Below are 12,589 nucleotides of genomic sequence, written 5' to 3'. Positions count from 1 at the left end.
AATACTAAGTCCCTCACCCGGAGGGGGAGGGTCAGGGAGGGGGCTTCGCTGGTTAAGGTTCCCCCCTCACGACCTCCCCCCTCCAGGGGGAGGAGTTCAAACAACCTGTCTCTGGCTCCCAAGCCGGAGCACCGGAATTTGCTACTCAACATCATCTCAACCGGCATCCTAGGCACAGCAATTGCCGTTCGGACGCACTAAAGAGAATCCTATGCCGCAGATAATCACGGAAGAGAACCTTCGCAATCTGATCGACCTCCTGGTCAAGGAATCAAAAGTCGTGGTGGGCCCGAAAGAGACGGGATCGGTCGTACTGTACCAGCCGCTTACCGCTGGATCCGACCTCAGGCTCGACTCGCTTCCGCGCCGGTCCGCCAAAGAGCTGTTCTTCCCCATCTGCGAGAACATCCTCACCTACCAGAGGCAGGACGGGAAGATGCAGGTGACCGACGTGGACCGTTCCCATTTCCCAGAAACGGTCCTGATCGGTGCCCCCCCCTGCGATGCCGCCTCTCCGGCCATACTGGACGCGGTGTTCTCCTGGGATTACAACGACGAGTTCTACCTGGAGCGCCGCCGCAAGAGCACCATCGTGGGGATTGCCTGCACCAAGGGCGATGACGCCTGTTTCTGCACCGCGGTCGGTCTAGCTCGCGATACCGAGGCAGGAAGCGACCTGTTCCTCACCCCGCTCAAAGACGGCTCCTACGGCTGCAAGGCAGTCACCGAGAAAGGAAAAGCCTTGGTCGATGCTCACGCTGCGCTCTTCGGCGAGGCTGCTTCGGTGGACGCCGCCCTGTTCGTTGAACAGGGGACAGAAAAGCTGGACCTGGCGAAGATCAAGAATTGGCTCGAGGGGCACTTCGAGGACCCGCTCTGGGAGAAGATAGCGGACATCTGCGTCGGCTGCGGCTCCTGCGCCTTCATCTGCCCGGCCTGCCACTGCTTCGACATCAACGACGAGGGTAGCACCGAGCAAGGCTCCCGCCGCAAGCACTGGGACGCCTGCGGCTTCAGCAAGTTCACCAATCACGCCTCCGGACACAACCCGCGCGACGTGCAGAACAAGCGCTACCGCAACCGGATCATGCACAAGTTCAAGTACTACGACGACAAGTTCGGCAAGACGCTCTGCACCGGCTGCGGACGCTGTGTCCGCGCCTGCCCGGTAGGGATCGACATAGCCGAGATCCTAAGCACCATAAACGCAAAGCAGGACTAATCAAATCGACTACAGGGATAAAGGGGATGAAAGGGATCCCTGCATCCCCTTCATCCTTGTCAAACGCCTTTACGAGAGAGAAGCCATGTGCCAATCGAAGAACATCTACCTGCCGAACCTTGCCACTATCGAGGCCATCGTTGATGAGACCCCCGATGTCCGCACTCTGCGCCTGGTCTTCCAGGACGATCAGGTCCGCGAGAACTTCAGCTTCCGGGCGGGGCAGTTCGCCGAATACTCAGCCTTCGGTGCCGGCGAGTCGACCTTTTGCATCGCCTCCGCCCCTACCAGGAAAGGGTACATAGAGTGCTGCTTTCGAAGCGTCGGGAGGGTGACGGAGTCGCTCAGGAGACTGGAGGTCGGCGATAGCATCGGAGTGCGCGGCCCTTACGGCAACTCCTTCCCGATTGAGCAGTTCTACGGCAAGAGCCTCGTTTTCATCGCCGGGGGCATCGCTCTCCCGCCGCTCAGGACCGTGATCTGGAACTGCCTCGACCTGCGCGACAAGTTCAAGGACATCACCATCGTCTACGGTGCCCGTTCCGAAGCGGACCTGGTCTACAAGCGCGAGCTTGCCGAGTGGCAGGAAAGAGACGACGTGAGGCTGGTTAAGTGCGTCGATCCCGGCGGCAACGGCCCCGACTTCGACGGCAAAGTCGGATTCGTCCCCAATGTTCTGGAGGAAGCAGCGCCCAGTTCCGAGAACGCCGTAGCTCTCGTCTGCGGACCGCCGATCATGATCAAGTTCACTCTCCCCGTGCTGGAGCGCCTCGGCTTCGCCGACGACCAGATCTACACTACGTTGGAGAATCGGATGAAGTGCGGCGTCGGCAAATGCGGCCGCTGCAACGTCGGCAACGTCTACGTCTGCAAGGACGGCCCGGTCTTCACCGCCGGTGAAGTAAAGGCGATGTCGCAGGAATTCTAGGGAAACCGCTGATCACAGAAACAGAAGAGGGGGAAAGGCTCGATGCCTTTCCCCCTTTTTTTGCCTGCTTACGTTGACTCTCGGTATCAGTATTGATACTATAATTCCATGGGCTTTCCACAAGACATCCTGGACAAGATGCGGACAAGTCCCGCCGGGACTCGTTTCGCAGACCTTTGCAAGGTCTGTGATTACTATTTCGGGCCTGCACGTCTAGCAAGCGGGAGTCACCGTGTCTATAAGACGCCGTGGATCGGCGATCCCAGAGTCAACATTCAAAACGACAAAGGATTCGCAAAAGCATATCAGGTAAAGCAGGTGCTAAAAGCTATTGAACGGTTAGAGGTGGAGCATGGCACAAGATAATGACAAATATACCTACCGGATCACGTGGTCGGAAGACGATGAGGAATATGTTGGACTATGTGCTGAATTTCCCAGCCTAAGCTGGCTGTCTGATACTCCTGAAGCTGCACTAAAAGGTATACGGAAGCTGGTCGAAGAAGTAATCTCCGAAATGATGAAAAGCGGTGACAAGGTTCCCGAGCCCATCGCCGCCAAGCATTTCAGCGGGAAGTTCATGGTGCGCGTTCCTCCTGACGTGCATCGACAGTTGGCGATCGAAGCGGCTGAGGCCGGAGTGAGCCTGAACCGTTTAGCCAGTGCGAAGTTAAGCCAGTAATCTCATTACCCTTTATCGCGCGATTTGCCTTGACATTCCCACCCTAATGAGCGAAGTTGCCAATCTTCCGGTTACCCTCGTCCTGCTCTCCCTTAAGGCCGAGAGAGCCGGATTGCTACTTATTTGCGTCCCCCGAAGGATCCACAATGCCGTACCTTCTCCTCACCCTGAGCGCCCTGATCTGGTCCGGCAACTTCGTCATCAGCCGGGCGATGAACAATGTGATACCGCCGGCAGGCTTCGTTTTCTGGCGCTGGGTTGTGGCTTTGGTGGTGCTACTTCCGGTCGTGCTGCCGCGGTTGCGCAAGGAATGGCCTATCGTGCGGGCGCACCTCCCGCTCATCGCCGTCTGCGGTCTCTTCGGGGTCACGCTCTTCAACTTCCTCATCTACACGGCGATGCACTTCACCACCGCCATCAACGCGGCGCTGGTCAATTCCGCCATCCCCATCTTCATCCTCATGTTCGCCCGCATCTTCTACGGCCAAAGGGTCGTGCTGCGCCAGCATGTCGGGATAGCACTCTCCCTCATCGGGGTCGCCGCGATCATCCTGCGGGGGGACCCCTCGCGCATCCTCACGCTCAGTTTCAACCACGGCGACCTGCTGGTCCTGCTGGCGGCGATCGCCTGGGGCCTTTATTCGGTCGCCATCAAGCGTTACCCGCAGGGGCTGAACCCGTTCGTCTTCCTGTTCAGCATGACGGTAGCCGGATTGCTGCTCCTCGTCCCCTTTTACGCCTGGGAGATCATGCAAGGTGAGTTGATGACGCTGAACCAGCCCACCGTCCTCAGTATCGCCTACGTCGGCATCCTCGCCTCCGTCGTCGCCTTCACCGCCTGGAACCACGGTCTGCGCAAGATCGGACCGCACATCGGCGGGCAGTTCGTCCACCTGATGCCCGCCTTCAGCACCATCCTTGCCGTCATCTTCCTGGGTGAGCGTCTGCAATCCTTCCACATCACGGGGATCGCGCTCATCTCCGCAGGCATCCTCTGCGCCACCTATAAGATCAGGTCTTAGCACCCGGCAGCACCAGCTCCCGCAGGCTCAGTCGAACCTTTCTCACGAGTTCCCGCCCCTGGAGGGGAATGTCTGTGTCTTTCCCCCTCCCGACCTCCCCCCTCCTGGAGGAGGAGAGATCAGGCGGAGCATCGTCGATTTCCCGTCCCCGCCTTTCGTTGTCAATCGTCCATTGTCAATCGTCAATTGGTTTTAACCCTTTTCTGTTACTTTCCGTATACTTCCTTGCGAAATCCCCTCCGTTGTTGATATCGTATTCACTATCGCAGCACATTTGCAGCAATCCCCTTAGACAAAAGGTGACCCCCATGTTCGAAGTCGTAAGCAACGAGATACTCGCGGAAAACCTCCACAAGATGGTGCTCGTGGCGCCACGGATCGCACGTGCCAGGAAGGCAGGGCAGTTCGTCATGGTCAGGCTGGCGCAAGGCGAGGAACGCATCCCTTTGACAATCGGTGACGCCGACCCGGAGGCCGGAACCATCACTCTTTTCATCCAGGCCATAGGCGCCTCTACCCGAAAGATCGTCGACACCCCCGTTGGTGGATCTATCCGCGACGTAGCAGGGCCCCTCGGCAAGGAGACGCACATCACCAACTGGGGCCGCGTCGCCTGCGTGGGTGGCGGCGTCGGCACCGCGGTCCTCTTCCCGCTGGTGAAGGCGTTGGCGGAGGCTGGCAACGAAATCACCACCATCATTGGCGGGCGTTCCAGCCGCTACGTCATCCTGGCGGACGAGTTGGGCGCCCTCTCGAAGAACCTGCTGATCACGACCGAGGACGGCAGCCTCGGCTCCAAAGGTTTCGTCACAGGGCCGCTCGGCGAGATGATTGCCGATCCGGCGTGCGCGCCTAAGGCGGTATTCGCCGTAGGTCCCGTCCCGATGATGAAAGCTGTGGCCAACATGACCCGCGAGCCGGGCATCGAGACCATCGTCAGCTTGAACCCCATCATGATAGACGGCACCGGCATGTGCGGCGGCTGCCGCGTGCAGGTGGGGAGCGAAACCAAGTTCGCCTGCGTGGACGGCCCCGAATTCGACGCGCACCTGGTCGATTTCGACGGTCTCTCCGACCGCCTCACCAGCTACCGCAAGGAAGAGGCCCAGCGGCACGCAGCAACGGATTGCAAGATAGCTAAGGAGGTAGCAAAGTGAGCAACGATTTGTCCCCCAAAGAGAGGATGGCTATAGAGCGGGTCCACATGCCGGAGCTTCCGGCGGACGAAAGGAGCAAGAACTTCGAGGAGGTGAACCAGGGGCTCACCCCGGAGCAGGCGGTTGCCGAGGCGCAGCGCTGCCTGCAGTGCAAGAGCAGGAACTGCGTGGCCGGGTGCCCGGTCGGCGTTTCCATTCCCGAGTTCATCGATGCGCTGGCGAGCGACGACCTTCCCAGGGCGGCCCAGGTATTGCGCGGCGACAACGCGCTGCCCGCGGTCTGCGGCAGGGTCTGCCCTCAGGAGACGCAGTGCGAGGCGCTCTGCGTGCGCGGCAAGAAAGGCGACGCGGTGGCCATCGGCTACCTGGAGCGCTACGTGGCCGACTGGGCCATGCAGCACCCGGAAGGGCTGATAGCCATTGAGGCTCCCGAGCCGACCGGCAAGTCGGTGGCCGTGGTCGGCTGCGGCCCGGCAGGACTCACCGCCGCCGGCGAGTTGGCGCGGCAGGGGCACAAGGTGACCATCTTCGAAGCGCTGCACGACACGGGCGGGGTGCTCCGCTACGGCATCCCCGAATTCCGGCTTCCCAAGGAGATCATCGACCGCGAGGTGGCGGTCTTGAGCCGGATGGGGGTCACCATCGAGTGCAACGTCATCATCGGCAAGACCCTGACCATCCCGCAACTGCGCAGCGAGTTCGACGCCGTCTTCATAGCCAACGGCGCGGGCCTTCCCACCATGCTGAACATCATGGGCGAGAACCTGAAGGGAGTCTACGCCGCCAACGAGTTCCTCACCCGCGTGAACCTGATGGAAGCCGGGCGCAGGGCAGACAGCTCCACCCCGATCCTGCAGCGGGACGAGGTAGCGGTGATCGGCGGCGGCAACACGGCCATGGACTGTGTCCGGACCGCCCGCAGGCTAGGCGCCAAGCGCGCCATGATCGTCTACCGCCGCAGCGAAACCGAGATGCCGGCCAGGGTCGAGGAGATCAAGCACGCCAAGGAGGAGGGGGTGGAGTTCATCATGCTCACCGCCCCCATCGCCATCGTCCCGACCGAGGATGGTTGGGTCTCAGCGCTTCGCTGCCAGAAGATGGAACTCGGCCCCGCCGACGACTCCGGCCGCCGCAGGCCCCAGGCGATAGAAGGCTCGGAGTTCGACCTTCCCGCCGGGATCGTCATCAACGCCGTCGGCACCAGCGCCAACCCGCTCCTCACAGCGACGGCCCCCGACTTGACCCTCAACAAGTGGGGCAACATCGTGGCCGACGAAGAGGGTGAAACCAGCATCCCCGGCGTCTTCGCCGGTGGCGACATCGTAAGGGGCGGGGCCACGGTCATCCTGGCGATGGGCGACGGCAAGCGTGCCGCAGCCGCCATCGACAAATACCTGAAACGCTAGCCTGATTTAGCAAAAAGAACCGAGGGGCGCCGAATGGCGCCCCTCTTCTTCATCCGCCCCTCGTTGGCCCCCCTGCCCCCCCACCACTACCCCGCCCCCTGTTGACACCCCCAAACAAATGAGTATGTTTAAAACGGCTTCTAATCCTATCGTTCACAGGAGGCGTACATGAAAATCACATGGATCTTACTGCTCCTAACGCTGCTTCCCGGCTGGGCCGATGCCGCCGAGAAGGAAAACATGTCGCGAGCCCAGGCCACCTTCAAGCCAATCCCGGTTCACCCCCCTGCCATCAAGGGGAACAAGGCGACCAAGGCCAAGGTAGACCTGGGGATGAAGCTATTCTTCGACCCCCGCCTCTCCACTTCTCAGCTCATCAGCTGCAACACCTGCCATAACGTCGGGCTCGGCGGCGCCGACCTCCAGGAAACCTCCGTCGGCCATGGCTGGCAAAAAGGTCCCCGCAACGCCCCCACCGTCTTCAACGCAGTCTACAACGTCGCCCAATTCTGGGACGGCCGGGCCAAGGACCTGCAGACCCAGGCCAAGGGGCCGGTGCAGGCGTCCGTCGAGATGAACAGCAACCCAGAACTGGTGGTGAGGACATTGAAGAACATCCCGGGATACCCTCCACTCTTCGAAGCGGCCTTCCCCGGCTCCCGCGATCCGGTCACCTTCGACAACATGGCAAAGGCGATCGAGGTCTTCGAGGCCACCCTGGTGACTCCGAATGCCCCGTTCGACCGCTTCCTCAACGGTGAAACTGGCGCTCTCAACACGCGGGAGCAGGCCGGCCTGCGGATCTTCATCGACAAGGGGTGCGCCGCCTGTCACGGGGGAATCAACGTCGGCGGAGCCGGCTATTACCCCTTTGGCGTCAGGGAGGTACCGACCGCCGAAGTCCGTCCCGAGGCCGATACAGGGCGCTTCAAGGTGACCAACACCGCCAGCGACAAGTACGTTTTCAGGGCGCCGTCGCTCAGGAACGTGGCGATCACCCAGCCTTATTTCCATTCCGGAAAGGTGTGGAGCCTCAGGGATGCGGTGGTAGTGATGGGATCGGCACAATTGGGAACAACGCTGAACGAGACGGAAGTGAACGATACGGTGGCATTCCTGAAGAGCCTGACCGGAAAGCAGCCGAAGGTGGGATACCCGCTGCTCCCGCCGAGTTCGGACCAGACCCCGCATCCGCAGCTGAAGTGACTTGTGAGACGTTGAAGCAGAGGTTCAATAGGAGAGATGAAGAGGATTCGGCAACGGCTTTGCAGCACTTTGGACAAGGGCCTGCTTGCCTGCGCGGCTCAGGCCCTTGATGTGCAGTTCCCGCTTGCTGGCGCTGCTCCTGTCGTGACCTCCCTCCAGGAACAGAACCTCCTTCGGCCGCCGCCCCCGGAAATACTTCGCTCCGGTGCCTGACGCGTGCTGCCGCAGGCGACGCGCGATATCTGTGGTTATACCCGTGTAAAGGGTACCATCAGAGCAAAGGATGATATATACCTGCCAATTCACCGGCGCCCTCCCTCATTTCTGGACCGGACCATACCTCTTACCGCCACGGCGGTCAATCCGCCAAAAAAAGGACAGGCCACCTTGTTTTTCTCAAAGGTGGCCTGTCCTCTTTTGGCGCTTTTCGTCTGTGTCCTGCACAGGACCGGAGGCTTATCAACGCAGGGCGGGGAGGAATACCTTGATGGTGGTCCCTTCACCCGGGGCGGTATCGACCAGTATGGCGCCGCCGCTCTTCTTTACGATCCCGAGCACCGCCGCAAGCCCAAGCCCTCTGCCGGCGGCCTTGGTTGAGAAAAAGGGGTGGAACATGCGATCGCAGGTTTCCCCGTCCATGCCGCAGCCGCTGTCGGCGATTTCGATGAACACGAAGCGGCCCGGAACCGGCTTCGGCTCGACCCGGCTCCAAGTGAACTCCGCTGAGGGAAAATCCCCCGTCCCCGTCGCCACGTTTATGGCGCCCGTTTCCCCGAGCGCCTCGGCCGCATTGGTTACCAGGTTGACTATCAACTGCTGCATCTGACCCGGGTCCGCTTCCAAGGCGGGAAGTTCCGGTTCCAGCCGCGCCGACAACGCCACCCCTTTGCGCATCGATCCTTTCATCAGCTCGAGGTTCTCGGCGACGACCCGGTTGAGATCTACAGCCTTGATCTCGCTGCCTCCCTTCCTGGAGAAGGCGAGCAGCTGCCGGCTCAGGTTCGCAGCGCGCCTGGAAGCGTCGAGCGCGTTGTCCATGTATTTCAGGGAGGCCGATTCCGGCTCCGTTATCCCGCGCAGCAGTTCGAGGTTGCCGCTGATCCCCATGAGGAGGTTGTTCAAGTCGTGCGCGATGTTCCCCGCCATGACCCCGACCCCTGCCAGCCTCTGGATTTGCAGCAGCTGCTTTTCCAGCTCTATGAGCGCGACCCCGAGTTCCGGGGGCACAGCGCCGGTTGCAGGTGAGCTGAGCTCCTTTCCTGTCTCCGGTTCCGTGGGACACGAGCATCGGGTGTACCTGGTCAGCACGTCGCGGCACCAATCGCGAAGCGACATCATCTTCCTTCCTTCTCGTCCTGCCGCTGCCGTCCGTTGGCGTGGGGCGGCGGCAGGTCGACACGCCTCTTTACAGAGTGTGAAGCTTGGATAGTGGATCTGAAAAGGGCGCCGTGACACTACGACAGGGTCCACAGTACCTGCTGGACCTATCGGCAAGGGAGAGGATCCTCTTTAGGGATTCCTGACAGTGGTCGACACGGCCGTGAGCTGCAGTCAGGCAGCACAGCAACTTGCGGCAGCGCTGCCTGTGACATTCCGCGCCCTTGACGGAACCAGATTTGCTTCTAAGGGCGCTTTTAGAGCCATCCCTTGCGTTTGAAGTACCAGTAGGGAGCGATGCCGGAGAGAATCATCAGCGCCAGCGCCCACGGGTACCCGAAGGCCAGTTTAAGCTCGGGCATGACCTCGAAGTTCATGCCGTAGATGCTGGCGACCAGAGTAGGGGGGAGGAAGACCACGGCGGCTATGGAAAAGATCTTGATGATCTGGTTCTGCTCGATGTTGATGAAGCCCTGGGTGGAGTCCATCAGGAAGTTGATCTTGTCGAAGAGGAAGGTGGTATGCGACATCAGGGTCTCGACGTCTCGGGCGATCTCGCGCAGCGTCTCGCTCTGGTCGGCGCGGTCGCGCAGGTGACGCAAAAGGAACGAGATGTCCCGCTGGGTATCCATCAGACAGAGCCGGATCTTTCCGTTGCTGTCCTCGAGCTTGGCGAGCTTGCTGATGGCGTCTTCCAGCTCTGAGTCCTCGTCTTCGAGCACCAGGTGGCTTACCCCTTCCAGCTGGCGATGGATGTCCTCCAGGGTGTCCGCGTGGTTCTCCACCTTCTGGTCCAAGAGAAGCACGAGCAGCTCGGACGGGGTGCGGCATTCCACCTGTCCCCTCCTGGCGCGCATGCGCAGGAGCCGGAAGTCGGCGAGGTCCCCCTCACGGATGGTGATCAGGTGCTTGGTTTGCAGGATGCAGGCGACGGTAAGCGTCACGTGGCGCCCCTCGCTTTGCGACAGGAACAGGGGGTGCACGTGTATCCCCGCCTGATCCACGAAGCAGCGGGCAGAGATCTCGATCTCGTCCACCTCGTCGGACTCAGGAATGTCGGTGTGCAGCAGCAGCTCGAGCAGGTCCCTCTCTTCGTCATCCGGCTCGTGGGCGTCGATCCAGTCGGCATGCAGGATCTGATTGGGGAGATCGCTTCTCTCGAAGTCCATCTCCTTGATGAGCCCGTTGTCTATTCTGAAAAGCCTGAGCATGTCTACTCCCGCTGATCCGGCGCGGCAGGCAGCCGTGGCCTGCGCCCTCGGCCGGATCCTTTGTTGCCTGTTCAAGAAGAAGGGCGGCCTCATCGGCCGCCCTCCGGTTTGCCTCTATTTGCGCGACAGCCGGTGCACGCAGTCTACCATGAAGATCGCCTTTTCAGGCGGGACCGTCGGGAGGATGCCGTGTCCCAGGTTGAAGATGAGACCAGGCCTGCCGGCGTTTTCGTCCAGCACCCTCTTCACCTCGCGCTCGATGATCTCGTTGGGAGCGAAGAGCACGGTCGGGTCCAGGTTCCCCTGCACTGCCATGTCGCCCAGGATGTCGCGGGCCTTGCCGAGGTTCACGTGCCAGTCGAGGCCCATGACGTCGCCGCCGGCCTGCTTCACGATCTCCAGCATGGTCCCTGCGCCCTTTACGAAGTGGATCACCGGGATGTTGGTGCGGTCCAGGCCGTTGATGAGGCGCTGGGTGTAGGGGAGGACGTAGCGCTCGTAGTCGGCCGGGGAGAGCATGCCGCCCCAGGTGTCGAAGATCTGGATAGCCTGCGCGCCCGCCTTGATCTGCGCGTTCAGGTACTCCATGTCCATGGTGGTGATCTTTTCCATCAGCGCCGCGTACACCTCGGGGTCGGCGTACATCATCTTCTTCAGGGCGGCGAAGTCCTTGGACCCTTTACCCTCGACCATGTAGCAGGCCAGGGTGAAGGGGGCGCCCCCGAAGCCGATCAGCGGCACCTTGGTGGCGAGTTCCTTGCGGAGCAGCTTTACGGCGTCCAGCACGTAGGGGACGTCGGTCTCCATCTTCGGGATCTTGAGCGCCTCCACGTCGGCCATGGTGCGGATCGGCTTGGCGAAGACCGGGCCCGGGGTGAAATCGAGCTCCATGCCCATCGGCTCGATCGGGGTGAGGATGTCGGAGAAGAGGATAGCGGCATCGACGCCGAGGATGTCGACCGGCTGGACGGTTACTTCGGTGGCCAGTTCCGGGGTCTTGCACAGTTCCAGGAAGGTGCATTTGGAGCGGACGCGCATGTAGTCGGGGAGATAACGTCCTGCCTGGCGCATCAGCCAGACCGGCACCGTGTCAACCGGCTTCCCCCAACATGCGTCTAAGAATCGAGTGTTCATTGTAAGTCCTCCTGGGTGAATTTTTATGGCATTCGAAACGTCGCCCTCACCCTGTCCCTCTCCGGGAGGGAGAGGGGACGCTGCAGGGGAGGGGGCTATCAGTTCAACGCAGAACCTTGGACAGCAGTTAATCTTTCTGCTTTCTCTGCACCTTGATCGGGACGTAGTTGCAGAACGGTTCCTCTTCCATGTAGTCGCCGTACACCGCATCGGCACGGGCCCGGCAGCCGCCGCAGACGTTCAGGTACTCGCACTCGCCGCATTTTCCCTTGTAGCTCTTGAAATCCCTCAGGTCTTTGAAGATCTCCGAGTTCTCCCAGAGCTCGCGGAAAGGGGTTTCCTTGACGTTGCCGGCGGTGCGGTGGAAGTAAGAGCAGGGCTTCAGGTTACCGTAGCAGTCGATGAGGCAGATGGTCTGAGCCGCGATGCAACCTTTGCCCCCGCCGGTGGAGAAGGTGAGCGAGCGGCGCTCGAATTTCTCTCCCTCGGCCTTGGCCTTTTGCGGCACGATGCGGTAGTAGTGCGGCGCGCAGGTGGGGCGCATCAGGATGTCGTCCTCGTTCTTCTCCTGGTGGTAGTGCCAGTCGAGGATCTCCTCGTAATCTTCCTTGGAGATCAGTTCGTTCATGATCTCCTCGCCGCGGCCGGTGGGGACGATCATGAACATGTACCAGGCGGTGGCGCCCAGGGACTTCGCCACCTTGAAGGTGTTGGCGATGTCGTTCTGGTTCCTCTTGGTGAAGGAGGAGTTGATCAGAAACTTCTGGCCGTGCTTTTTGAAGAGTTCGGCCGCGCGCAGCACCCCTTCGAAGGAGCCGGGGCACTGGCGGAAGTTGTCGTGCACCTCGGCGGTCGAGCCGTCCAGCGAGAGCGAGACCATCTTGATGTCGGCTTTCTTCATCTTCTCGCAGACCTCGTCGGTCACGAGCGAGCCGTTGCTCGCCATGCACATCCTGAGGCCGAGCGAGGTGCCGTACTCGGCCAGCTCGAAGATGTCCGGCCTCATCAGCGGCTCGCCGCCGGAAAGGACCACGACCGGCTTCGAGAAATCGGCGATCTCCTTCAGGAGCTTCTTCCCCTCTTCGGTGGTGAAGTCACCTTCGGAGGAGGTCAGCTCGGAGGAGCAGCGGCAGTGGACGCATTTGAGGTTGCAGCGCTGGGTGGTCTCCCAGGCGATCCATTTCGGTACGAACTCTTCGGCCATGGCATCTCCAATAATTTGCCCTGGAAAAGCGTTGCTTGTG

The 12,589-nt window shown here is 60.9% G+C and carries 12 protein-coding genes; 7 read left to right on the top strand and 5 right to left on the bottom strand.

What is annotated here, in order from left to right:
- The first annotated feature begins 211 nt into the window (after positions 1-211).
- The 7 genes from GEOBRER4_RS00130 to GEOBRER4_RS00100 all read left to right on the top strand — a co-directional run bounded on the left by GEOBRER4_RS00130 (position 212) and on the right by GEOBRER4_RS00100 (position 7,623).
- Positions 212-1,222, top strand: coding sequence for a 4Fe-4S dicluster domain-containing protein (locus GEOBRER4_RS00130; RefSeq protein WP_185243720.1), 1,011 nt, complete (start codon positions 212-214; stop codon positions 1,220-1,222).
- 85 nt (positions 1,223-1,307) lie between these two features.
- Positions 1,308-2,150, top strand: coding sequence for an FAD/NAD(P)-binding protein (locus GEOBRER4_RS00125; protein ID WP_185243719.1), 843 nt, complete (start codon positions 1,308-1,310; stop codon positions 2,148-2,150).
- A gap of 352 nt (positions 2,151-2,502) precedes the next feature.
- Complete coding sequence (locus tag GEOBRER4_RS00120; RefSeq protein ID WP_185243718.1) at positions 2,503-2,832, top strand: type II toxin-antitoxin system HicB family antitoxin; 330 nt, start codon at positions 2,503-2,505, stop codon at positions 2,830-2,832.
- A 146-nt stretch (positions 2,833-2,978) separates the two neighbouring features.
- Positions 2,979-3,854 (top strand): DMT family transporter, encoded by an 876-nt coding sequence (locus tag GEOBRER4_RS00115; RefSeq protein ID WP_185243717.1) that lies wholly within the window; start codon positions 2,979-2,981, stop codon positions 3,852-3,854.
- A 308-nt stretch (positions 3,855-4,162) separates the two neighbouring features.
- Positions 4,163-5,011, top strand: a complete 849-nt coding sequence (locus tag GEOBRER4_RS00110; RefSeq protein ID WP_185243716.1) for a sulfide/dihydroorotate dehydrogenase-like FAD/NAD-binding protein — start codon at positions 4,163-4,165, stop codon at positions 5,009-5,011.
- Entirely contained in the window at positions 5,008-6,417 is a 1,410-nt protein-coding gene (gltA, locus tag GEOBRER4_RS00105; RefSeq protein WP_185243715.1) for an NADPH-dependent glutamate synthase, read from the top strand. The genes GEOBRER4_RS00110 and gltA overlap by 4 nt, the downstream gene beginning before the upstream one ends.
- Positions 6,418-6,585: 168 nt before the next feature.
- Positions 6,586-7,623: a cytochrome-c peroxidase gene (locus GEOBRER4_RS00100; protein ID WP_185243714.1), complete on the top strand. Its 1,038-nt coding sequence runs from the start codon at positions 6,586-6,588 to the stop codon at positions 7,621-7,623.
- A gap of 24 nt (positions 7,624-7,647) precedes the next feature.
- Here the strand turns inward: GEOBRER4_RS00100 and GEOBRER4_RS00095 are convergent, their stop codons facing one another.
- The 5 genes from GEOBRER4_RS00095 to GEOBRER4_RS00075 form a co-directional block, all read right to left on the bottom strand.
- Positions 7,648-7,929: a GIY-YIG nuclease family protein gene (locus tag GEOBRER4_RS00095; protein ID WP_185243713.1), complete on the bottom strand. Its 282-nt coding sequence runs from the start codon at positions 7,927-7,929 to the stop codon at positions 7,648-7,650.
- A gap of 153 nt (positions 7,930-8,082) precedes the next feature.
- Positions 8,083-8,958 carry a two-component system sensor histidine kinase NtrB gene (locus GEOBRER4_RS00090; protein WP_226377843.1) on the bottom strand — a complete coding sequence of 292 codons (876 nt, stop codon included), beginning with the start codon at positions 8,956-8,958 and terminating at the stop codon, positions 8,083-8,085.
- Positions 8,959-9,257: 299 nt separating this feature from the next.
- Complete coding sequence (corA, locus tag GEOBRER4_RS00085; RefSeq protein WP_085814463.1) at positions 9,258-10,211, bottom strand: magnesium/cobalt transporter CorA; 954 nt, start codon at positions 10,209-10,211, stop codon at positions 9,258-9,260.
- Between the two features lie 114 nt (positions 10,212-10,325).
- On the bottom strand, positions 10,326-11,345 hold the full coding sequence (gene hemE, locus GEOBRER4_RS00080) for a uroporphyrinogen decarboxylase (RefSeq protein ID WP_185243711.1): 1,020 nt from the start codon (positions 11,343-11,345) through the stop codon (positions 10,326-10,328).
- Between the two features lie 127 nt (positions 11,346-11,472).
- Positions 11,473-12,549: a radical SAM/SPASM domain-containing protein gene (locus tag GEOBRER4_RS00075; RefSeq protein ID WP_185243710.1), complete on the bottom strand. Its 1,077-nt coding sequence runs from the start codon at positions 12,547-12,549 to the stop codon at positions 11,473-11,475.
- Between the last annotated feature and the right edge of the window lie 40 nt (positions 12,550-12,589).

The sequence above is a fragment of the Citrifermentans bremense genome (assembly GCF_014218275.1).
GTDB lineage: Bacteria > Desulfobacterota > Desulfuromonadia > Geobacterales > Geobacteraceae > Geomonas > Geomonas pelophila.
The sequence above is the reverse complement of the archived record's forward strand: the minus strand, read 5'-3'. Positions and strand labels throughout refer to the sequence as shown.